A 22,749-nucleotide genomic window follows, 5' to 3' on the forward strand; every position below is an offset into this window, starting at 1 on the left:
CGTGCCACACGCTATTCACGTGACAGAAGGCTGAGAAGCAACAACAGCCCGACACCGATGGTGATCGATGCGTCGGCGAGATTGAATGTCGGGAAGAACGACGGGTCGATCCAGTCCACAACTCTGCCGTCGGAAAAGCCGGGGCCTCTGGTGAGCCGGTCGACCAGATTGCCCATGGCACCGCCGAGGACCAGACCCAGACTGAGCGTCTCCCACCATGCCTCCGATGATCGGATCGCCAGAAGTATCACGATGACGGCAACGACGATTACCGGCACGAGAAGTGATCCGGCACCCCGGAGCATGCTGAATGCCACACCAGAGTTCTCCGTAACGTGGAGTCGAAGCCACCCTGGGATCAGGATGATGCTTTCGTGCTCGGGAATCGCCCGGAGGGCCCACGCCTTCGTGATCTGATCGAGCCCCACCACAAACGCGGCGAGACCGACAGCAGCTGCTTTGCGCCTCAGCGTCTTGCCGCGCACTCGACGCACAACGTCGTATAAGGGAGCGCGGTGAGACGGGCAGTCGGAATGCGCTTCCCACAATCGGCACAAATCCCATAGGTCCCGGCATCGAACCTCCGAAGAGCCTCCTCGACTTGCGCGAGCAGCTCTCTCGTGTTGCGGACCATCGAGAGCTCGGCTTCGAACACCGTTGCAGCGGAACCGGTCTCCGTGCTCGCCGGATCGGCGCTGCGTTCTCCGGCCGCCTGGGCCAACCGAGCTTCCTCGAGATCCTGCAAATGGTCCTCGATCGTCTCTCGAAGCTCCCGGCGATCCTTTTCGAGGCGACGCCGGTATTTCTCCAGAGTGGACGAGGAAAGCTGACGGGTCATAATCCACGGGAAGATAGCACCTCGCCGGCCTGCGCACAGATCATAAGATCGGAAGTGCCCAAAACTCAGTCTCCGGTAACTGGAACCACACACTCTTGCCGGGAACCGACAGCGCGAAACCGGCGACTGGTTTGCCCACCGATCCACACGGGGCCGTTGCACTCGAGCCGTCACACCGCCCCGCGGTCCTGCATCACTGCTACGTCGCGGTACGAAATACGAAATACCAAGTACGGAATACGAAGCACGAACTACGAACCGGCGCTGCTCAGCAGACTCTTGGCCGCTTCTCGCGGCGTCAAACCCTCGATGAGCAGGCGTTTTCGACGCGAAGCAGTGCCGGACATCAGGCGAACTCTGACACCGGTCTTCTCCGCAATCATGCGGACCACGGCCTTGTTCGCCTTTCCGCCTTCTGGCGGTGCAGCCACTCGCACTCTCAGTGCGCCGTCGTGCAGACCGGCCACTTCGGTCCGTGACGCGCCGGGAACGACCCAGACTGTGACCTCGGTTCCTTCCGGATGGGCACGAAACGGCGGCATGCCGCAAGGGTAACCAGTGCTCGACCAACGGCATTCGGCCGTCGCTGGACAAGCGGCCCGGTCGTCTGGAAACCGGATCCTGGACACTGGCCGCTACGATGCTCGGACCGACATGAACGACAAGTACTTCACCCGAGTCGAACCAGGCGTCTCCTTCCCAGATCTCGAAGAACGCATCCTGGAGTTGTGGGACGACATCGACGCTTTCCACACATCGGTCGAGATGCGTCCACAAGAGACCGAGTACACCTTCTATGACGGTCCTCCTTTCGCCACCGGCAGCCCCCACTACGGGAATCTCCTCGCCGGAGTGATCAAGGACATCGTGCCGCGCTACTGGACGATGCGCGGTCACAGAGTCGTGCGGCGATTCGGATGGGACACCCACGGTCTTCCCATCGAAATGGAGGTGCAGGAAGCTCTCGGTCTCAACGGTCCCAAAGATGTCGAAGCCTACGGCGTTCGGCGTTTCAACGAGGCCTGCCGGGCCCGCGTTCAGACGAACACCGAAGCGTGGGAACGAATCACTCGCCGTGTAGGGCGTTGGGTGGATTTCGAGGACGACTACAAGACCATGGACCTCGACTTCATGGAGAGTGTCTGGTGGGTCTTCCAGCAGCTCTGGGTCAAAGGCCTCGTTTATCGCGCCTTCAAGGTACTCCCGTATTCATGGGGAGCGTCGACGCCCCTCTCGAACTTCGAGGCCAACCTCGAGTATCGCGATGTGGACGATCCGGCGATCACCGTGCGCCTCCCCGTTTTGCGGTCGCATGGCCCTGTTCGCGAAGGCGACTACTTCGTCATCTGGACGACAACCCCGTGGACGCTGCCCGGAAACCTCGCTGTCGCAGTCGGTAAAGACATCTCCTACGTGGCCGTGCTACGCGACCACGAGAGACACTGGGTCGCCGAAGCCCGCAAGGACGACTTCTGGCCCGATGGTGAGGTTGTGGCAACGGCGTCGGGACGAGAACTCGTCGGTGCCCCATACAAACCTCCGTTCGACTACTTCGAAACCGAGCGGGATCGCGGCGCCTTCCGGGTGATCTCCAGCGTCGAGGTGACGACCGATGAAGGGACCGGCCTCGTCCACATGGCACCGGCATATGGAGAGGCCGACTTCTACGCCCTGCAGAACGCCGGGCTCGACGTGCTCGTAGACCCGGTGGACGCGGAAGCACGCTTCACCGAAGCTGCGCCAGACGTTGCCGGCATGTACGTCAAAGATGCCGACGCGGTGCTGATCGACCTGCTCAGGCAACGCGGTCTGCTGGTGAAACGTGAGCAGATCCGCCACTCGTATCCCTTCTGCTACCGCACCCACACTCCACTGATCTACAAAGCGATCCCGACATGGTTCGTCAACGTCGAAGCCTTCAAGGACCGGATGGTCGAACTCAACGATCAAATCCACTGGGTACCCGACTACGTCGGCAAGAAACGATTCGGCAACTGGCTGGAAAACGCCAGGGACTGGGCGATCAGCAGGAATCGCTACTGGGGAAGCTGCATCCCGGTATGGGAATGCGGGTCCTGCAGGCATCAGACGTGTATCGGATCCGTTGACGAACTGGAAGCACAGTCGGGCGTTCGCCTCACCGATCTGCACAAGCACATCGTCGACGAGGTCACGATCCCGTGCCCTGAATGTGGTGCACTCATGCACCGTGTTCCCGAAGTCCTCGACGTCTGGTTCGAATCTGGATCGATGCCCTACGCGCAGCACCATTATCCGTTCGAGAACGCCGACACGTTCCATCTCAAGTTCCCGGCGGATTTCATCGCCGAGGGACTCGACCAGACCAGAGGATGGTTCTATACGCTGCTCGTTCTTGCCAGCGCGATCTTCGATGAGATGCCGTTCCGCAACTGTGTCGTGAACGGCCTGATCCTCGCGGAAGATGGCCACAAGATGTCCAAGAGCCTGAAGAACTATCCGGACCCGATGGATGTGCTCTCCTCCTACGGTGCAGATCCACTGCGTGCCTATCTCATCAACTCGCCGCTGCTGAGGGCCGAGCCGCTGCGTTTCACCGAAGCCGGCGTCAAGGAGGTGACCCGAACCGTCATCCTCCCCCTTTGGAATGCGTACTCGTTCTTCACGACGTACGCGGAAGCCGACGGCATCACGCGCCGCGACCTTGCCCACGCACCACCGCCCGAGGAACGACCGGAGCTCGACCGATGGATCCTGTCCATGCTCCAGAGCCTGATCTCCAAGGTGAACGAGATGATGGAGGGCTACTACCTGTACGCGGTCGTGCCGCCGATGATCGAGTTCATCGATCATCTCACCAACTGGTATATCAGACGCTCGCGGCGGCGTTTCTGGCGCGCCCGCGAAGCAAGCGACGATGACAAGCTCAGCGCCTTCGCAACCCTCTATGACGTGCTGGTGACCTTCTCGAAGGTGATTGCGCCGGTCCTTCCCTTCGTCACCGAGGAGATCTACCAGGGGCTGGTCGTCACCCAGCGGGAACCGAACGAACAGGGACCGGCCGGAGTGCACCTTTCGGACTATCCGACGGCGAGAAGAGATCTCATCGACGAGACGCTCGAACAGCAGATGGCGATCGTGCGATCGGCCGTCACGCTCGGTCGGTCACTCAGGGTCTCGAACGGTCTCAGAGTCAGACAGCCGCTGCGCTCAATCACCGTCTTCGGCAAAGACCGGCAGATCCTCGAAGCGATCAACGCCCACACATCGATCATCGCCGACGAACTGAACGTCAAACAGGTCATCACCGGTGTCGACGAGAGCGCTGCAGTCGACATCCGTGCGAAGGCCAACTTCAAGAGACTCGGACCGCGACTCGGAGCGGCAATTCGTCAGGTTGCCTCCGCGATCACCGAATTGTCCAGAGATTCGATCGAGTCGATCCTCGGCGGAGCGGCGGTAGAGATCCACGGTCACCGGATCACTTCCGACGACATCGTCGTGCAACGCACTCCGAGACCCGGGATGGTTGTCGCAGCCGAGGGACCTCTGTCGGTTGCCCTCGACGTGAGTCTTTCTGACAAACTCCAGGCCGAAGGGTTGGCTCGCGAACTCGTCAACCGGATTCAGCAGCTCCGTCGTGACAGCGGACTCGCCGTGAGCGACCGCATCATGGCGACATGGTCGACTGATGACACGAGTCTGGCAGAAGCGCTCGAGCGGCATCGTGACATGATCATGACCGAGGTACTCGCGCACAGCTTTGAACGCGTTGGCTCCGTGGAGGACGGTCAGACACTGAACATCGACGGCACGACCGTCCGGGTGCGGATCGAGCGAGCCGGCTAGGTGAAGCGAGCTTCGCTCGGGTACGTGGTACCAGGCCCGGCTCAGTCGCCGTAGCGCTCCCAGGGACGCCGATCGGAGCCCAAATAGACCTCTCCGCTCTCTGCCTCGTCAAAGCCCTCTTCGTCCTCAGGCTCGTCGGCCTCGCTTGTGTGCTCTTCGCCCTCGTAGGACTCGTCCGATTCGTGAACGGCCTCGGATTCCTCTTCGAGGGGCTCAGAAACCGGTTCTACTTCCTTGAGCAGCTCAGCCGGAATAACGCTCGACATGGCGGACTCCACGTCCTCGACCTGTGTCAGAAGACGCTCCGTCAAATCGCGGACATGAGCCCGCAACTCTGCGACGACTCCCTGGAGCATGCCGACCTCGGATCCCAGGCGTTCACGCCGTCTGGCCTGTTCCGTCTCGATCTCCGACGCGTCCAGTCGAGCCTCGGAGAGGATCTGTTGCGCCTCGAAACGCGCCTCTCGAACTACTTCGTCTGCAGTCTTCTGCGCGATGACGAGCGTCTTCTTGATTCGGTCTTCGGCCTCCTGCGTCTCCGCGAGGCGCTGTTCGAGATCTCTGACGCGCTCCTGCGCCTCCTGGAGCCCCTTTTCATAGGATCTCATCGACGCGACGATCTCGTCGAGGAACGCGTCAACTTCTTCTTCGGCGTAGCCCCGGAGGGCAACACGAAACGTCTTCTGTTCGATGTCAATCGGATTCAACGACATGTAACCACCTCTGAGCGTCCGCGGGCAGCATAGCCCGGTTCAACAAACGATTCCTTGGAGCAGCGACAAACCGATCAATAACACCAACGGCGACAAGTCCAGCGCCATCCCTCCCATACGAAGCGGCGGGATCACACGTCGCAAAGGTCGCAGTACCGGATCCACGACAAGGGCGAGCGCGTCGCGAAGCTTCGCCACCGGATGATCGAACGGCACCTGGAACCAGTCGATGAGGATGCGAGCGAACACGACCAGTTCGTAGAGAAAGATCAGATTGCAGAGAAGCGCCATCTACTCGTCGTCCACGGCGTAGAGGTCGAGATCCGCGAGACGTCGTCGTTCCGCGCGGCCGAGACTGAGGCCGTGCGGAAGGATGAGGATCACGCCCTCGGCGATCTTGCCCATCGTGCCGTCGAGTCCGTAGGTGAGGCCGCTGGCGAAGTCGATCAGACGCCGCACCATGTCCGGATCCGTCTCCCGCATGTTCAGCACTACCGGCTGACGCCCTCGAATCCGGTCGGCGACTGTCTTCGCATCATCGAATGTGACCGCCGTCACGATGTCCACGCGTGTCTCGGATCGAGGAGTGGCCCGCACGGCAGAGCCACCCGGATGACCGATATCTTCGGGCGGTTCCACTCTCCGGCCGCGCACATGTGCGTCATTGCCGGACACGGTGCGGATGTTCGACTGGAACGGCGCAACGGCTGCCGCCTCCGGCTGCTCTTCGTCCAGGCCCTCTTCATCCACAAGCCCCAGATAGAGCAACGCCTTCTGGAACAACGAACTCATACGACCCCTTTTGTCATGCGGGAACCAAAGATAGCCCGTCCCAGACGTATCATCGTCGATCCTTCCTCTATCGCCACTTCGAAGTCGTCTGTCATGCCCATCGAGAGTTCGGTGATCGACGGCCAGCGTTCCGCGAGCCGTGTTCGCAGTGTCGCCAGTTCTCGAAAGTACGGCCGGACCTGCTCGGCATCCTGGGCAATCGGAGGAACCGCCATCAGACCGCGAACGTCGACGCCGAGCGCCATCAAGTGGTCCGTGACCTCGTCCACCATCTCGATCGGAACGCCCGGTTTCTGGGGCTCTCCGCCGATGTTGACCTCGATCAGTACCGGAGGTGCCAAGCCCGGGCCCTTGAGCCACGCTGCCCCCAACGTCACACTGTCCATCGAGTGAAGCAGCGAAACGATGGGGCGCACCAACCGGACCTTGTTGCGCTGAAGGTGCCCGACGAAGTGCCACTCGATGTCGCCGGGAAGTTGCCCCACCTTGCCGACCAGTTCCTGTGCCCGGTTCTCACCGAACACCCGCTGCCCTGCATCGTACGCCGCCTGGAGCACGGCCGCCGGATGCGTCTTTCCTATCGCTACGAGCGTGATGTCGGCACGATTGCGTCCTGAGCGCGCCGCTGCGCGCCGAATACGAGTCTCGATCTCGGCCAGTCTCACGGCAACCATGCCACGCCTGCCATCCTCTTCGTGGTTCCATCACGCCTGTGCGAAAAGAATCCTCTTCCGCATCGCGTGCATCCTCTATCTTCCCACCAGTCGAGGCCGTCCAGTTCGTCTCGCACGACCCCGGCGAGGTCGACGCTCGGCGTCCCTGACGTCGTGACCGCCTCGTGCCCATCAAATACGGCGGACACCTCCTCCCCAACCTCGAAACAACATGGGCCGATTCCCGGTCCAATCACCGCGCGCGTCGGTGCCACCCCGGCGTCGATCATCGCCTCCCTCAGATTGTGGACCACCCGCTCTGCGAGACCACGCCAACCCGCGTGTGCAATGCCGACACCGCGATCGCAAAGGAGGGCAACGGCGTAGCAATCGGCGGTAAAGATGGCTACGGGAAGTCCGGGTACGGTCGTGAACAAGGCGTCGGCGGCGCCCGCATCCCCCGGCCGATCCACGTGTACAACTGCTCCGCCGTGCACTTGGCGAACCGTTGCCCATTCCGAACTGATCCCGAGTGCTGCGGCGAATGCGTCACGCGCCTCCGCGTCGGATCGCAGGTCGCCGTCCGCGGCGATGCTGAACGCCGTACGGCCTCGAGTCATCCCTGAACGAAGCTGGGAATCAGGTCATCATCTCCCTGAAGTCTCCCGGATGCGAATCCCGACGGCCTACGGGAGCGGTCGAAACCTGCGGCGATCACCGTAACGCGAACCTCGTCCCCCAGTGTGCCGTCAACGACCGCTCCGAAGATGATGTCGGCTTGATCGTCACTCTTGTCGGCAACGAGAGTCGCTGCCTCGTTCACTTCGTGCAGTGTCATGTCCTCCGGACCAGCCACCATCAGCAACACACCCCGAGCACCTTCCATCGATGTCTCCAGCAGACCGCTGGAGATCGCCCGCTGTGCCGCCTGAGCGGCTCGCCCTTCTCCGGACGACCGACCTATTCCCATCACCGCCGTTCCCGCGTCGGTCAGAATTGTGCGGACGTCCGCGAAGTCGACGTTGATGAGGCCCGGAGTAGTGATCAGACCTGTGATCCCCGCCACGCCACCGGTCAGCACCTCGTCCGCCATCTTGAACGCTTCCAGCATCGGCGTCTTCGGGTCGGTCAGTTCGAGGAGGCGATCATTCGGAATCACGATGAGGGTGTCCACCGCTTCACGAAGATTCTGGATTCCTTGCTCGGCTTGCACCGATCTGCGCCGGCCTTCGAATCCAAAGGGTCTCGTGACCACGCCGACGGTCAACGCTCCGACCTCCTTGGCGATCTCGGCCACGATGGGAGCCGCTCCCGTTCCGGTCCCGCCGCCTTCTCCGGCCGTCACGAAGACCATGTCGGCCCCTTTGAGGACTTCCTCGATCTCTTCTCGATGGCTCTCCGCGGCAGACCTGCCGACGTCGGGATCCGCTCCCGCTCCGAGCCCGCGCGTAATGTCCCGCCCGAGATCGAGCTTGACGTCTGCGTCCGACATGAGCAGTGTCTGGGCGTCAGTGTTCACTGCCACGAATTCCACACCGCGAACGCCCGCATCGACCATACGGTTCACCGCGTTGACACCGCCACCTCCAACGCCAACGACCTTGATCACGGCCAGGTAACTTTGCGGCGATGTACTCCTCTTTGCAGACCCACTCATGGCAACTTCCTCACTTGAATCTCGACTAGAACTTTAGGTCACTGTATCTGCTTGTAAAGCGAAAAGCCTTCACCCTCAACTAGAGCCTTCTACTGCCGGACGGGAGGGCGCGATCAAGTTGACAACGGATCCTTCCGGCACTCCGTCGGCCAGCACGGCTTCGAGCGCAGCGGCCTTCTCCGCCATGTCGACTGGCGCTCCCAACCGAACGTACACCGATGCCGTACGCGACCACAGTTCGCCATTACGGACTTCCACCACGGTCCCCGAACGCATCGGCACCGGGAGGGCTGCCACGTACTCGACCGCACCTCCGACCAGCCCTGGTCCGACGATCTCGCCAGGTGCTCCAGGATCGACGTCGCCAAGTAGCAGCAACGCGGCATCGTCAGGAACATGATCGGCCGGACCAAGGAGCATGCCGTCGGCCGCGATCAGCAGCCACCGGGTTCCCCACTGGAAACCTGCTATCGGCGTTCGTTCATGTATCTGAATTTCCACGGTGTGGGGAAACGTTCGACTGACCTTTGCCCGGGAAATCCAAGGGTCTTGCTCGAGCAGCTCCTCGACGGCGCGGGGTCGCACCCTCAACATCGGCACGTCCACCCGTACGCCGGCTTCCTCGACGACGGCGGCGGCATCGGAACGATCCACTCCGTACAGACCGATCTGTTGCACGGCCAGCCAAGGGGATTGGACGAACCATGCCCCGATGCCGAGCACGGCCGCCAGCGCCATGGCCGACAGGACCGTCTTCAACCGCCCGCGAGCCGCCGTCTCCCTCACTTCGCGGCGCCGATGCTCCAGCCGTGGCTCCATGCTCATACATCGTCCTCGAACCGGCCCACGAACCGCACTTCGGGCTCAAGAGCGACACCCATCTCCTGCAACCGGTGCTGAACATCACGAATGAGCGCATGCACATCGGCGGCGGTCGCCTCCGGTCCGGCCTCGATGAAGTTGGCGTGCAACATCGACACCCGTGCTCCCCCGATGGCAAGTCCCTTCAGGCCTGCTTCGTCGATCAGCCTTCCTGCACTGTCCCCTGGCGGGTTCTTGAATACGCTTCCCGCGCTGAGGACTCCTCCGGGCTGGTGCTCTTTCCTCCATCGGGTGATGTCACGAATCAGTTTCTCGCCCGCCGCCCGCTCCCCCGGCTCGGTCGAGAACTCGGCCCTCGTCACGATTTCGAGCGGTCCGAGACGCGAGTGCCGGTAGGACAGATCCAGATCCGAAGGGCCGAATCGACTCGACGTGCCGGTCGCGAGGTCGATGACCGTCGCCGACACGAGCCGGTCACGAGTCTCGGACCCGTGACATCCGGCGTTCATCCTGATTGCTCCCCCTACCGATCCCGGGATGCCCACAAAGAATTCGAGGCCACGTCGACCGGCCTTCGCCGCCTCCCTCGCCAGGAGCGGCAGCGGGGTCGCGGAACCCGCCGAGACCGACTCTCCGATACGCACCCAGGAGAATCCGGCTCCGAGACGCACGACGAGGCCGTCGAAGCCTTCGTCCGAGACGAGGATGTTGCTCCCGCGGCCAAACACCACCACATCGACAGGTTCCATGGCGAGATGGCGGGCGATCCGCTCGAGTGCACCCTCGTCCTCGACCGTGGCCAGATAGCGGGCCGTTCCACCGAGCTTGTAGGTGGTCAGCGGTCCGAGTGAAACATCGTGGTCGAGGAATCCCTCGGCGACCATCGAGTCCCACACACTCATCCTTCCTCCAACAGTTTCACCAACTCGGAGCCCAGCAGCGTGATGTCACCTGCACCGAGGGTGAGCACGAGGTCGCCAGGCTCTACGTGACGGGCAAGGAAGTCGGCGAGGTCCACCCTGTGCGGCACGTATGTGACATGGCTGCTGGTCCGTGCTCGCACCGCGTCGGCAACCAGCTCCCCGGTCACACCGGGGACCGGCGTCTCTCCTGCAGCGTAGATGTCGGTGACAACGACTTCGTCGGCAGCTGAGAACGCAGCTCCGAACTCGCGGTGGAGTTCTTTGGTTCTGCTGTAGCGATGCGGCTGAAACACGGCCCAGACGTGATGCCACTGCCCACGAGTCACCGCTTCGATGGTCGCCGCGATTTCAGTTGGATGATGCGCGTAGTCATCGATAACGGTCACTCCGGCCACACGACCACGGAGCTCGAATCGGCGCCGCACTCCACGAAACTGCTCCATGCCGGCTGCGGCCGCCTGGACGTCGAGTCCGAGTTCGGCGGCCAAAGCGAGAACACCTGCGGCATTGCGAGCGATGTGTAGACCTGGTCTGGGAACCTTCACGGCGGTGCGCATGAACGTGAAGCGCACCGCGTCGCTGGAGAGGCTGAGATCGCGAATCCTCCACCGAGCATCGTCGCTGAGCCCGTAGGTCGGTTGATCGGTGCGTTGCGCGACCCTCCGGGCTCCGGGATCGTCTGCACAGATCACGACCGGGCCGTCCACGTTGCGGACCACCTCCACGAATGCGTCCTCGAGTGCGTCCATCGACCCGTAGTGGTCGAGGTGATCAGCTTCGACGTTGGTGACCATCAGTGCGCGTAGATGCAGGGAAAGAAAGGTGCCAAAGGCCTCGTCGGCTTCGAGAATGAACAGATCGTCGGTCCCGACGGCGGCATTCGTTCCCAGCCCCATGAGCTCACCACCGACCACGAAGGAAGGTTCGAGACCCGTACCTCTCGCAGCAGCAACCAGCAGAGCGCTCGACGTCGTCTTTCCGTGGGTTCCGGTGGCGCCCACGGCAGGCATTCGGGACGTCAGCGCCTCGAGAAGCCGCGGACGGTCCCATACCGCAATCCCCGCCGCGATCGCGGCGCGAAGCTCCGGATCCGAGTCCGGGACCGCGGAGGAGGCGACTACGAGCCCCACGTCTGCCATCGCGTCCGGGTCACTGCCTGCCCATGTCTTGATACCGAGATCGGATAGACGCTCGAGAGCGAGGCTTGGACGGATATCGGAGCCGCTCACCCGATGGCCAAGTCCCGACAACAACTTCGCCAGTGCGCTCATCCCGGAGCCTCCAACTCCGACGATATGGACGCGGTCGGCGATCTCAGCCATGGGCAGACACGAGTGTGGTTGCGATGCGCTCGGCGGCATCGACGCGAGCAATCGAAATGGCCGCTTCGGCCATCGCCCTGCGCCGCGCTGGGTCTTCTACGAGCATTTTCACGACAGATGGCAGACTGGAGATCTGCTCCTCGGGAAGATGCACTGCAGCTCCGGCACGTTCCATGGCGGCAGCATTCGACGCTTGGTGACCGCCGCCGAAGCCTCCGGGTACGAGGATGGAAGGGGTATGCGTCGCAGCAATTTCGGCGACGGCAACCCCTCCGGCACGAGATACGACGAGATCGCTCGCTGCGTAGAAGTACTCCATAGCCTGTTCGAAACCCACGACGGTCCAGGGCACGCGCCCTTCCTCCGTGTCGATGCCATCCACATTCCGTGTGCCGACCAGGTGAAGCAATGAGATCGCGGGACCTTCCCAACGGCGCGCGAGTTCACCGATCGCAGTGTTGAGCACGCCTGCCCCAAGGCTGCCTCCGAATACCCCGACAACGACAGTACCCGGATTGAGAGCGTAGCGAGCCAGGGCCACGTGGCGAAGGTCGGCGCGACTCATCAAGAAGTTTCGCCGTATCGGCGTTCCGACCGTTTCGGGGCGGCGGACACCTTTTGTCCCTTCGAACGACACGAACGTCGTATGTGCCCATCGGGACATGATCCTGTTGGCGAGTCCGGCTGCCGCGTTCTGCTCGTGCAGGTATAGGGGTATCTCCGTGCGGTGAGCGGCCCATCCGACCGGTACGGTGACGTAGCTGCCCATACCGAGGACCACCTTCACCCCTCGTAGCTGGAACTCATTTCGTGCTCGCTGAGCAGCCTTGCGCACGACGAAGGGCAGCTTGAGATTGTCGAGAGAGAGACTTCGGCTGAGGCTCTGCAGGCTGAGGGCAAGAAACGGGAAACCCGCTCCGGGATAGACCTGCGCCTCCAGTCGATCTCCACCGATGAAGAGAATGTCCTCTTTGGCCACTCCGCGGCGTCCGAGTTCTTCGGCGATTGCGAGACCCGGGTAAACGTGCCCACCTGTACCTGCGGCGGCGATGGCATAGCTCATGTGGTCGGATTCGCCCCGTTCCGAGCGATGTTGACGAGCACACCGACCGCGCCGAAAGCCGTGACGAGAGAACTCCCCCCGACGGACATGAACGGCAGTGGCATTCCGGTGATCGGAAGGAGTCCAACGACGCCCCCCAAGTTGACAAGAGCCTGGAGCGAAAGCCAGGAAACGATCCCGACTGCGAGCATACGGCCGAAACGGTCAGGTGCACGGATCGCAATGAGATAGCCGATGACGCCGATCAAGGCAAACATCGCGAGCACGGTCACCCCTCCCGCGAACCCGGTCTCCTCACCGATGATGGCAAAGATGAAGTCGGTATGGGCGTTGGGGAGAAACGACCATCGAGCGCGACTGGCACCGAGCCCGACACCGAACGCACCCCCGGTGCCGAGTGCAACGTAGCTCTGGACGACTTGCCATCCGCTACCGAGTGGATCCGCAAACGGATGCAGAAACGACGTGAGTCGTTCGCGTCGGTACGGGGATACGATTGCGAGGAGCAGCGCGGCCGCGGAGCCACCAAGTGCAGTCACCGCGAGGTGGCGAAATCGGGCCGCCGACACGGCAGCGACAGCGAAGGCTGCGCCGAAGATCACCAGCGCCGTGCCCAAATCCGGTTCCAGGAGAACCAGGAGCACGGCGATGCCTCCGGATACTCCCAGTGGTACGGCCAGGTGCCACATGTCGCCGAGGAGGCGCTCCTTTCGCTCCAGAGCAGCCGCGAGATAGACAACAACGCTGAACTTGGCGAACTCGGATGGCTGGAACGTCAACGAACCAATCTCGATCCACCGTCTCGAGCCTCCGGCCACCACACCGAACTGCAACACGGCAATGAGTCCGACAATCGACGCGATGAGAAGTGGGCCTGCCGCCTTCCGGTAGACGCGATAAGGAACTCTCGCAGCAATGATCGCGACGATCACCCCGATCCCTACCCAGAGCGCCTGCTTCTTGAAATAGACCCAACCGTCCCCATACAGTTCGATCCCCACCACCGACGATGCCGACCTGATCGCTCCGAGGCCGATCACAGTGAGTAACGCCACCGGAACCAGCAGGAGAACTGCGTACCGTGTGTTGGCGGAGCGTCGTTGGGCGACCTTGCGTTGGGCAGTCCTGGCACGGGTGATCGAGGTGACTCCTGCGCTCATGGTCCCTCCTTCAGCACACGAACCGCCTTGACGAATGCATCGCCACGTGCCCTGTACGACGAGAACATGTCAAAACTCGCACACGCCGGCGCGAGCAGCACCGTGTCGCCGGACTCGGACACGGCGTCCGCTATCGCAACCGCCTTCTCCATGGTGGACGCAGCCGTCCACGGCGTGTCACCTGCCGCCTGCGCCAACTCAGATGTCGCCTCGCCTATCAGCACCAAATGCCGGATCGACCCGACTGCAGCCACGGAAGCCAAGTCCAGCCCCTTGTTACGGCCGCCGGCGATCAGCACAACGGATGGGAATGCCCGTATCGAAGCGACAGCAGCATGGGGGTTTGTCGCCTTCGAGTCGTCGACCCACTGCACCCCTTGCCAGGTGCCCACGAGGGTGCGCCGATGGGTGGCAGGTCGGAAGGATCGGACAGTTGCCTCCACCGCTTCTTGCGAAGCCCCCATCTCCAAGGCGGCTACCGCCGCTGCCTTCAGATCAGTGACGAATGCTGCATCTCGAACCGGAATCTGTTCCAGTGGAATAGAAAGCGTTCCATACGTGAAGCCGTCACGGTATGAGAGCGCGATCTTGCGAGCCACAGCGGGCTCTACGAGCCCTGCTGCCCCCTCGTCTTCGCGGTCATAGATCAACACGTCTTCGTCTGTCTGATTCTCGAAGATCCGTGCTTTTGCCTGTCCGTATGCAGAAAGCGAACCGTGCCAGTCGAGATGATCTGGAGCGAGATTGAGCACCACGGCAACGTGCGGATGGAACTCCTCGATGAAACGCAGCTGGAAGCTCGATGCCTCGACGGCGACTGCGTCCCACTGCCCTCCCGCGACATCCGACAAGGCGGTGCCGATGTTGCCCGCCCCGATCGCCCGCATCCCGCTCGCCTGCAGCATGGCGGCGATCACAGACGTGACAGTCGTCTTGCCGTTCGTGCCGGTGACGGCAACCAACGGAGCATCCACGTGCCTTGCCGCGAATTCGAGTTCCGACCACAGGGGAATTCCCGCCTCGAACGTATCGATCACGGGAGCGGCGCGTTCGGGGATTCCTGGGCTGACGACGACCAATTCCATGCCGGTCAACAGATCTGTGCTCCACGGTCCGCCGACCGTGGCAAACCCTTCAGCGAGCACCGACTGACACACCGCCGGGTTGGCGTCGTACACCGTCACCCGATACCCGAGCCTCGCTGCAAGCCGTGCGGCCGCCGATCCAGACACAGCACCACCGATGATCAGCGTGCGCATCAGTTGGCCCTGAACGGGACGTCGAGGAGTCCGCTGTTGACGAAGTCGCCGTAGAAGATGCCGAGGGCAAGCGCCACACAGAGCCCCGCGATGATCCAGAAGCGCACGACGACCGTCGTCTCAGGCCAACCGCCGAGATCGAAGTGGTAGTGAAACGGAGCCATGCGGAAGATGCGCCGCCCCGTCAACTTGAAACTCGCAACCTGCAGGATGACCGATACCGTTTCCGCCACGTACAGACCTCCGAGCAGGATCAGGAGCAGCTGCGTGTTGGTGAGCAGCGCAAGAGCCGCCATCAGCCCACCGAGCGCCTGAGATCCAACATCACCCATGAAAATGCGCGCGGGGGCGGCATTCCACCAGAGAAAGCCGAGAAGCGCGCCGAGCATCGCCGCCGAGACAACGCCCAACTCGAGAGGATCCAATCCGTTGTAGAACTCCGGATGCCGGAACTGCCAAAACCCGATGATCACAAACGCCCCGAAGACGAGTGCAGCAGATCCTGCAGCAAGTCCGTCCATGCCGTCTGTGAGGTTCACGGCGTTGGCGGTTCCCGCCAGCATGACCAATACGAGGACGACGAAAAACACACCCAAGTCGATACCGAGAGGACGCGTGAACGACAACTCCGTCGAGATGCCGGCGTTGGTCGCTCCCCAGGCGAACAGCGCAGCCACGGTGAGCTGCCCGCCGAACTTCGCCGCCTTTCCGAGTCCCAGGCTTCGCTTCTTGGAGACCTTGAGGTAATCGTCGACGAGACCGATCGCACCCATCCCGGTCAGTGCCAGCAGTGCCAGCAGTCCGCCGCTTGAAAGGGGGATGACGGACAGGCGAAACCCTTCGAGCCCCCACACTCTGACGTGCGAGACGAGATAGCCGATGAGGACGGCACCGATCATCACGACGCCGCCCATCGTCGGGGTTCCCTGCTTGTGTAGATGCCCAGAGACTTCCTCTTGGATGAACTGCCCGATGTTGTGCTCCCGGAGCTTGCGAAGCGCCCACGGGGTCGCCAGGATCGAAACCACGAAAGCGACGGCGGCGGAGATCAGCAGGGCAATCACGCGCGGGCCTCCAACGCCTGGCGGGCTACCTCCCGATCGTCAAACGGTACCGTTCGATTTGCGAACTCCTGGCTCTGCTCGTGACCCTTGCCGAGGATCAGGACGATGTCTCCCGGCTCTGCCATCCGCACGGCTTCGAAGATCGCTCTCCGCCGGTCCAGGTTGATCAGCGCCTCCGATCCGACAACCCCCGAAGCGACCTGGTCCGCGATCTCGGCAGGATCTTCTGACCTTGGATTGTCATTGGTGATGATCACGACATCGGCCGACGATGCAGCGGACCCCATGAACGGGCGTTTTCGGCGATCGCGATCGCCGCCTGCCCCGAAGACAACGATCACCCTCCCAGGGACCGCCCTTCTGGCAGCATCGATGGCGGCTTCGATGCCGTCTGGCGTGTGCGCATAGTCCACGATCACAGCGACCGGGTGCCCACCACTGACGATTTCGAAGCGACCACTCACCGCTTCGACGTTCCCGAGGCCCGATGCGATCTCATCCATGCTGATCCCAACGCTATGGGCACAACCCGCGGCAACCAAGGCATTCGCAACGTTGAATACCCCTCCGATCGGGAAGTGTACGGCGAATCGTCCCTCTGCGCCGACCAAGAAAAAGCGGCTGAAGGCTGCACCGGAATGCACGGATACGGCGCGGATGTCTGCGTCTGGTCTAAAACCGACAGTGGTGGTTGGCAGTCTGGTCGACTCGGCCAACCGTGCACCGTACGGATCGTCCACGAAGACGACCGCCTCGTTTGCCTTCTCCGGCGAGAAGAGCTGAGTTTTCGCGTTGAAGTACGTGTCCATGTCCTGGTGGAAGTCGAGATGGTCCTGCGTGAGATTCGTGAATGCTGCGACCCGGAACACCGTGCCATCGACACGGTGCAAGACCAGCGAATGCGATGATACCTCCATGGCGACTACTTCAACACGCTCGTCGCGCATGCGCGCCAACAGACGCTGGAGTTCCGACGCTTCGGGCGTCGTACGCTGCAACGGAATGGTCTCCGTGCCGATGCGAGCTCCGATGGTACCGATCAGCGCCGAGTGGACTCCGGCGCTGCGCAGGATCGTGTCGAGGAAGTAGGTGACCGTCGTTTTTCCGTTGGTGCCCGTGACTCCGACGACGTCCATCTTCCGGGCGGGATGACCGTGGACGGCTGCGGCAAGGGGACCGAGTGCGGCGCGGGTCTCGCCGACAACCAGCTGTGGAACAGGAACCTGGACCGGATGTTCGACACACACCGCCGCAGCCCCGGCCGCAACGGCAGCCGCGACGAATCGGTGGCCGTCCGTCGTGAACCCGCGAATCGCGACGAACAGGGTGCCGGGACGCACATGCCTGCTGTCATGTTCGACATCTTCGATCTGCACATCGGGTCCGATCACGCGTCCGCCGACGTCGGCGGCCAGCGTCGAAAGCGTTGCCGTCTCAGGACGCATCGGGGGGCACCCCAAGCCGGTGCAACGTGTCTTCGGCGATCTTGGAAAAGGCCGGTGCGGCTACGCTCCCGCCACTCGAACCGATCTTGGGCGAATCGACAACAACCCCGATCACGATCCGAGGATTGCTCGCCGGGGCCATCCCGACGAAACTCACCACGTAGTCGTCCGTATAGCCCTCCCCCTCCACGAACTTGCGAGCGGTACCGGTCTTCCCCGCTGCCGTGTAGCCAGGGATCCGCGCGTTTTCGCCTGTTCCTTCGTCGCTCTCGATCACATTACGGAGAAGGGATCTCATGACCAGGGCCGTGTCGACCGAGATGACTCGCCGCTCCTCCGGTGATATCGGACGATGGACGCCGGACCCGTCGACGACTTCTCGGACGAGATGTGGCTGGACCCAGACCCCGTCGTTGGCTACCACTCCGTAGGCCGCCGCCATCTGAAGCGGCGTCACCGAAACCGAATAGCCGATGGCCGCGGAGGCGAAACAGGATGGGCAGGTGGGGTCGAGGTTCAACCTGCCCGGAGACTCTCCGGGTACGTCAGCGCCGGTTTTCCTTCCGAGGCCGAACGCATCGATGTAGCGAGCGAGATTCGAATCACCGAGTCGTTTACCGACGAGGATCGTCCCAACGTTCGACGATCTGGTCACGATGTCCTTCACACTGAGAATCTCGGTGGGATGCCGTTCTGCATCGTGGTAGCAGCCATTGATCTGATCCCCCGCAGTGCTCAAGCGGCCCTCACAGGCTCCGTCGACGACCTCGATCACATCGGGGACCTCGAACGTCGTACCCGCGTTGACGGCATTCTCCTCGATCGCCGCAGCAACCGTGATGAGCTTCTCGGTGCTTCCCGGCTCATACGTGCCGAGGACAGCCCAGTTCACCCATTCGTCTTGAGTGGAAGCGCTGCGGTCGTTGGGATCAAAGCCCGGAACCACTGCGATGGCCAGCACCTCACCGGTGAAGGGATCGAGCACGACGGCCGTGCACCGTTTGGCCTTGGTCCGTTCGAGCGTCGCCTTGCACTCACGCTCGGCAATGAACTCGATGTCCCGGTCGATCGTTGTCACCAGATCGCTGCCAGGAATAGCAGGGCGAACATCGTACTGACCCTGAGGGATCACGTTCCCGTCCAGATCCTGTTCGAACCGGACCTCCCCCGGTGTGCCACTGAGCTGCTCATCGTATCGGTACTCGAGACCTTCGAGGCCATTGCCGTCGGGGTCGACGAAACCCAGTACTTGTGCAGCCAGTGACCCTTCGGGGTACACGCGCATCGCTTCCGGATACGAGTAGATGCCGGGCAGTTCGAGTCTCTCCACCTGCGCCGCTGTTTCGGCGTCGATCTGACGTGCGATCGTCACCCATCTTCGACCGGACTGAAGGGTCGCCAGCACGTGTGCTTGATCGATTCCCAGGGTGACGGCCAGGAGTTCGGCGACCTGAGCCGGCTGCTGGAGATGGTCGGTGTCCGCACCGATCGTCTTTCCCTGGACGGTGATGGCGAGCTCACGGCCTTCTCTGTCATAGATCGTGCCGCGCTCGGCAGCCAGCACCTTGACCTTAGCCCTCTGCTCGAGACCCATCTCTTTGAGGTCTGCCGCTTGGACGATCTGTAGCTGGAACAAGCGCACACCCACGCCGAACCATGCGACAAGTACCGCCAGCGCGACGACGACCAGGCGTCCTCGACCCGAGCGGCGGCCTCGCGGCCGGCCGCCCACGGTTACCTCCGCGGCCGAAAGATCGCGGTAAGCGCATCCGGAGACGCTCTCTCCGCGAGGCTCCGGCCGCCAGCACTGGTTCCGGTCATCCTCATGGCGATGCGGTGAGGATCGACTTCAGATCGACGAAGCGGTCCTCCATTGGAGGCCGGCGGTCACCCACACCGTCGGCAATGACGACACGAACGTCATCCGGATACGTCAGTCCCAACTCCTCCGCGAATGGGACGATGCGCTCCGGAGCCTGCAGGCGAGCCACCTGCAGACGCAGCTGCTGATAGTGGATCTGCTCCGCCTCGATCTGCTTGGAGAGATCGTTCATCTCGAGTGCGGGCTTGTCCAACGCAACACGAGAGAGGATGAGAGCAAAGAAGAGCGCGATGGCGAGCCCAGTGAACAGCACCCACGCACCCAGTCTCGGCCGCACCGACCGTCTGCCCGTGATGACCCTCAGCCGGCCACCTGCCTCGGGAACGCGCGCTGGTCGAGCCGTCATGCCGCAACCTTCTCGGCAGCGCGAAGCTTCGCGCTGCGCGCCCTCGGGTTTTCTGCGATCTCTTCTTCTCGAGGTGCCATCGGTCGCCTCGTCAGAATCCGGAGCTCCGCGTTCTGGCCGCATCCGCATACGGGCAGGTCGGGAGGACACACACATCCCTGGCTGCCGCTGAGGAACCGTCGCTTGACGATGCGATCTTCGAGTGAGTGATAGGAGATCACTACACACCGACCTCCGAGCGTCAGCGAATCGATTGCAGCGTCGAGCCCCAACTCGAGTGCTTCGAGTTCCTCGTTGACGGCGATCCTGAGGGCTTGAAACGTGCGGCGGGCAGGATGCCCACCGGTCCGACGAGTCGCGGCAGGGACGGCATCGCGCACCACGTCTGCGAGTTGCACGGTGTCGAGGATCGGGCGCGCTTGAACGATTGCATGTGCGATGCGCTTCGCGAATCGTTCCTCGCCCAACGTTCGCAAGACTCGTGTGAGGTCGTTCTCATCCCACTCGTTGACCATCTCGCCCGCAGCAGTTGCCGCGTCCGGACCCATGCGCATATCGAGGGGTCCGTGGGCTCTGTATGAGAAGCCGCGAGCCGGCTCGTCGAGCTGGTGGGAAGAGACGCCCAAATCGAACAAGGCACCAGAGATCTCGTCGATGCCCTCCTCCTCGAGCAGGGACGCGAGATCTCGGAAGTTTCGGGCGTGGACCCCGGCAGAGAGCGCCACGGCATCCGGATCCCGATCGATCGCAACGATCGGGCGACCCAGCTGCTCGGCCAGAGCTCGACTGTGGCCACCGCCGCCGTAAGTGGCGTCCACGATGATGCCGGCCGGAACTGGGCGCAGTAGGTCGACGACCTCATCGACCATGACGGGGTTGTGGTAATGCTTCTTGTCCGGTGTCTGATTCATTGCCAGCCCCCCGGGCGCTGGCACCATTGGGAAGCGGGCGGAGTAAGGGGCTTACCTCATGGTTCCGGGGGGCTGGCAATGCACCAGTCCTGGGTGCGTTCAGATTCCTTCGGTACCGAACTCCTCCTCGATGTCTGCGTAGTAGTCGTCGGCTTCGGACGAGAGCTGCTCCCAGCTCTCTTGGTTCCAGATTTCGATGCGGTCCGCGACACCCACCACCACGGCCTCGCGGCCGAGATCCGCATAGGCACGGAGGCGTTCGGGAAGCATGATCCGCCCTTGCCGGTCAGGGGTCTCCTGTTTGGCACCGGCGAATACCGAACGCGTATAGGCGCGAACCTTGCTGTTCGTGCGGGGCAGGCGATTCAATCTCTCCACCTCTTCAGCCCATCGGCCAAGAGGGAAGACGTAGAGGCATCGCTCCTGCCCCTTGGTGACGACGCAGCCGTCGGCGAGCTGAGCACGGAATTCGGCGGGCAACACGACACGGCCCTTCGGGTCGAGTGCGTGCCGGTATTCACCGAGGAACACGGCTCAGTCTCCGATAATTGCATCTACGGTCCTCCACTGCGCACCACTATGGCCCATTTCGCGCCACATGTCAACCAATTCACTCCCTCATGCCCCATCAAGTGGCCGGGGGTGCCGTAAGCTGCGCACGATGCATCTCGTTGGGCGCCGAATCCTCGTGACTGGTGGCTCTTCCGGCATCGGAGGGGCCCTCGTTGACGCATATCGCGACGAAGGAGCCGATGTGTGGTCGGTGGCGCGAACCAAACGGACGGGGGATGCGCAATCGATTCCCGGGGATATCACCCTGGCCGAGACGCGGGCGAGGCTTGTGGAGGCGCTCAAAGGCAAGGGCATCGAAGTCGTCGTCCATGCTGCGGGCGTTCTCGGTCCCCCACAAACCAAACTCTCGGACTATCCCGAGCAGGCCTGGCGGCGCGTCCTCAAAGTGAACATCACGGCCGTTGAGCTTTTGCACCGAACCCTCGCCGCTCACTACGGGCCCTTCCCTACCGTCATCGGTGTCTCCAGCTCCGTGGGCAGAGCCGGTAGGAAGGGTTGGGGGGCCTACGCGGTTTCCAAGTTCGCCCTCGAAGGGTGGCTGGAGGTTCTGTCAGACGAGTGGGCGATGGGTGGAAGGGTCTACTCCGTCAATCCTGGAAGGACTGCGACCCGAATGCGGGCGACGGCGTTCCCCGACGAAGATCCGACCCAGCTTCCGACGCCGGCGGAGATCACTCCTATCTTCCTCCGACTCGCGCATGCTCACGTCGATGAACCGACCGGCTCCCGCTTCGATGCGCGTGACTGGATCGGAAGCGACCCGTGGGCGGGCATCGGACTGGACTGACACCAGCATTTCGTATTGCGTACTTCGTATTCCGTACTTGGTATTTCGTACTTTGTAATAGGGAAGGCCCAGGACAACGTTCCTGGCCGGCGAAACAGCGTAAGGGTTACCCATCGGGACACTAGGCTGAACCTCAGCCGATTCTGCGGGAGTACCTCTATGCACATCATGGTTGCCACCGACGGCAGTCTCGATCCCGGCCAGACAGCCGGCTTCCTCGAGCACTTCATCAGACCTGATGATCGTGTGACGGTACTGACGGTCGTGGAGATTCCGCGCACCCTCCTCTCAGATCTGCGGTCGCTGTTCGAACAGCGGGATATCCTTCAGGGAGCCGACACGGACGATGAATACGTCTCTCCGACACCGGTGGCCACACTCTCTCCCAACTGGCCGGGAGACGACGCGATCCTTGCTCGCTACGTCAGAGACCAGCAGGAACGCAGAGCCGAACCGCTCGTCCAGGCATTCGCCGACATCGGCATCGACGCCGAGGCCGTCGCCGTAGAGGGCGCAGATCCCACACGCCCGATCCTCGAAGCGGTAGAGCGTGAGCACGTCGACCTGCTCTGTGCCGGAGCGCATGGCCGCGGAATGTTCGAAGGCCTCCTCGGCTCTACCAGCACCCGATTGGCAAGACGCGCCCCATGCCCGGTGCTCCTGATTCGCATCTAGCAGCCAGTCGGCAGTCGGCAGTCGGCAGTCGGCAGT

24 protein-coding genes are annotated in these 22,749 nt (G+C 62.5%); 3 read left to right on the forward strand and 21 right to left on the reverse strand.

The window, feature by feature from the left end:
• Positions 1-11: 11 nt before the first annotated feature.
• The 3 genes from lspA to GWP04_01255 all read right to left on the reverse strand — a co-directional run bounded on the left by lspA (position 12) and on the right by GWP04_01255 (position 1,380).
• Positions 12-494: a signal peptidase II gene (gene lspA / locus GWP04_01245; GenBank protein ID NIA24173.1), complete on the reverse strand. Its 483-nt coding sequence runs from the start codon at positions 492-494 to the stop codon at positions 12-14.
• Complete coding sequence (locus GWP04_01250; protein ID NIA24174.1) at positions 467-838, reverse strand: hypothetical protein; 372 nt, start codon at positions 836-838, stop codon at positions 467-469. Before GWP04_01250 ends, lspA begins: the two co-directional genes overlap by 28 nt.
• 251 nt (positions 839-1,089) lie before the next feature.
• Entirely contained in the window at positions 1,090-1,380 is a 291-nt protein-coding gene (locus GWP04_01255) for a hypothetical protein (GenBank protein ID NIA24175.1), read from the reverse strand.
• A gap of 112 nt (positions 1,381-1,492) precedes the next feature.
• On the opposite strand from GWP04_01255, the gene GWP04_01260 reads away from it, so the two are divergent.
• Positions 1,493-4,666 (forward strand): isoleucine--tRNA ligase, encoded by a 3,174-nt coding sequence (locus tag GWP04_01260; GenBank protein ID NIA24176.1) that lies wholly within the window; start codon positions 1,493-1,495, stop codon positions 4,664-4,666.
• 41 nt (positions 4,667-4,707) lie between these two features.
• Here GWP04_01260 and GWP04_01265 read toward each other — a convergent pair whose 3' ends face one another.
• The 18 genes from GWP04_01265 to mraZ all read right to left on the reverse strand — a co-directional run bounded on the left by GWP04_01265 (position 4,708) and on the right by mraZ (position 21,209).
• The gene (locus tag GWP04_01265; GenBank protein ID NIA24177.1) at positions 4,708-5,379 is read right to left on the reverse strand and encodes a DivIVA domain-containing protein; all 672 of its coding nucleotides are present in this window, start codon (positions 5,377-5,379) and stop codon (positions 4,708-4,710) included.
• Positions 5,380-5,418: 39 nt separating this feature from the next.
• Positions 5,419-5,670: a YggT family protein gene (locus GWP04_01270; protein ID NIA24178.1), complete on the reverse strand. Its 252-nt coding sequence runs from the start codon at positions 5,668-5,670 to the stop codon at positions 5,419-5,421.
• Positions 5,671-6,171, reverse strand: a complete 501-nt coding sequence (gene sepF, locus GWP04_01275) for a cell division protein SepF (protein NIA24179.1) — start codon at positions 6,169-6,171, stop codon at positions 5,671-5,673.
• A complete protein-coding gene (locus GWP04_01280) occupies positions 6,168-6,845 on the reverse strand; it encodes a YggS family pyridoxal phosphate-dependent enzyme (GenBank protein ID NIA24180.1) in 678 nt (225 codons plus the stop codon). Before GWP04_01280 ends, sepF begins: the two co-directional genes overlap by 4 nt.
• Positions 6,833-7,444 carry a laccase domain-containing protein gene (locus GWP04_01285; GenBank protein NIA24181.1) on the reverse strand — a complete coding sequence of 204 codons (612 nt, stop codon included), beginning with the start codon at positions 7,442-7,444 and terminating at the stop codon, positions 6,833-6,835. Before GWP04_01285 ends, GWP04_01280 begins: the two co-directional genes overlap by 13 nt.
• Positions 7,441-8,481 (reverse strand): cell division protein FtsZ, encoded by a 1,041-nt coding sequence (gene ftsZ, locus GWP04_01290; protein ID NIA24182.1) that lies wholly within the window; start codon positions 8,479-8,481, stop codon positions 7,441-7,443. The genes GWP04_01285 and ftsZ overlap by 4 nt, the downstream gene beginning before the upstream one ends.
• 75 nt (positions 8,482-8,556) lie before the next feature.
• Positions 8,557-9,306 (reverse strand): FtsQ-type POTRA domain-containing protein, encoded by a 750-nt coding sequence (locus GWP04_01295; GenBank protein NIA24183.1) that lies wholly within the window; start codon positions 9,304-9,306, stop codon positions 8,557-8,559.
• Positions 9,303-10,205: a UDP-N-acetylmuramate dehydrogenase gene (gene murB, locus GWP04_01300; GenBank protein ID NIA24184.1), complete on the reverse strand. Its 903-nt coding sequence runs from the start codon at positions 10,203-10,205 to the stop codon at positions 9,303-9,305. Before murB ends, GWP04_01295 begins: the two co-directional genes overlap by 4 nt.
• Positions 10,202-11,548 carry a UDP-N-acetylmuramate--L-alanine ligase gene (gene murC / locus GWP04_01305; GenBank protein NIA24185.1) on the reverse strand — a complete coding sequence of 449 codons (1,347 nt, stop codon included), beginning with the start codon at positions 11,546-11,548 and terminating at the stop codon, positions 10,202-10,204. Before murC ends, murB begins: the two co-directional genes overlap by 4 nt.
• Positions 11,541-12,611, reverse strand: a complete 1,071-nt coding sequence (locus GWP04_01310) for a hypothetical protein (GenBank protein NIA24186.1) — start codon at positions 12,609-12,611, stop codon at positions 11,541-11,543. The genes murC and GWP04_01310 overlap by 8 nt, the downstream gene beginning before the upstream one ends.
• The gene (gene ftsW, locus GWP04_01315) at positions 12,608-13,771 is read right to left on the reverse strand and encodes a putative lipid II flippase FtsW (protein ID NIA24187.1); all 1,164 of its coding nucleotides are present in this window, start codon (positions 13,769-13,771) and stop codon (positions 12,608-12,610) included. Before ftsW ends, GWP04_01310 begins: the two co-directional genes overlap by 4 nt.
• Positions 13,768-15,030 carry a UDP-N-acetylmuramoyl-L-alanine--D-glutamate ligase gene (gene murD / locus GWP04_01320; GenBank protein ID NIA24188.1) on the reverse strand — a complete coding sequence of 421 codons (1,263 nt, stop codon included), beginning with the start codon at positions 15,028-15,030 and terminating at the stop codon, positions 13,768-13,770. The genes ftsW and murD overlap by 4 nt, the downstream gene beginning before the upstream one ends.
• Entirely contained in the window at positions 15,030-16,094 is a 1,065-nt protein-coding gene (locus GWP04_01325; GenBank protein ID NIA24189.1) for a phospho-N-acetylmuramoyl-pentapeptide-transferase, read from the reverse strand. The genes murD and GWP04_01325 overlap by 1 nt, the downstream gene beginning before the upstream one ends.
• Positions 16,091-17,539 carry a UDP-N-acetylmuramoyl-L-alanyl-D-glutamate--2,6-diaminopimelate ligase gene (locus tag GWP04_01330; GenBank protein ID NIA24190.1) on the reverse strand — a complete coding sequence of 483 codons (1,449 nt, stop codon included), beginning with the start codon at positions 17,537-17,539 and terminating at the stop codon, positions 16,091-16,093. Before GWP04_01330 ends, GWP04_01325 begins: the two co-directional genes overlap by 4 nt.
• Entirely contained in the window at positions 17,529-19,271 is a 1,743-nt protein-coding gene (locus tag GWP04_01335) for a stage V sporulation protein D (GenBank protein ID NIA24191.1), read from the reverse strand. The genes GWP04_01330 and GWP04_01335 overlap by 11 nt, the downstream gene beginning before the upstream one ends.
• A 91-nt stretch (positions 19,272-19,362) precedes the next feature.
• Entirely contained in the window at positions 19,363-19,767 is a 405-nt protein-coding gene (locus tag GWP04_01340) for a hypothetical protein (protein NIA24192.1), read from the reverse strand.
• Positions 19,764-20,678 (reverse strand): 16S rRNA (cytosine(1402)-N(4))-methyltransferase RsmH, encoded by a 915-nt coding sequence (rsmH, locus tag GWP04_01345; GenBank protein ID NIA24193.1) that lies wholly within the window; start codon positions 20,676-20,678, stop codon positions 19,764-19,766. The genes GWP04_01340 and rsmH overlap by 4 nt, the downstream gene beginning before the upstream one ends.
• Positions 20,679-20,777: 99 nt before the next feature.
• Positions 20,778-21,209 carry a division/cell wall cluster transcriptional repressor MraZ gene (gene mraZ, locus GWP04_01350; GenBank protein NIA24194.1) on the reverse strand — a complete coding sequence of 144 codons (432 nt, stop codon included), beginning with the start codon at positions 21,207-21,209 and terminating at the stop codon, positions 20,778-20,780.
• A gap of 130 nt (positions 21,210-21,339) precedes the next feature.
• On the opposite strand from mraZ, the gene GWP04_01355 reads away from it, so the two are divergent.
• Positions 21,340-22,038, forward strand: coding sequence for an SDR family NAD(P)-dependent oxidoreductase (locus GWP04_01355; protein ID NIA24195.1), 699 nt, complete (start codon positions 21,340-21,342; stop codon positions 22,036-22,038).
• Positions 22,039-22,197: 159 nt separating this feature from the next.
• On the forward strand, positions 22,198-22,713 hold the full coding sequence (locus GWP04_01360) for a universal stress protein (GenBank protein ID NIA24196.1): 516 nt from the start codon (positions 22,198-22,200) through the stop codon (positions 22,711-22,713).
• Positions 22,714-22,749 lie beyond the last annotated feature (36 nt).

Source organism: Gammaproteobacteria bacterium (assembly GCA_011682695.1).
In the GTDB taxonomy this organism is placed as follows: Bacteria; Actinomycetota; Acidimicrobiia; order Spongiisociales; family UBA4744; genus BMS3Bbin01.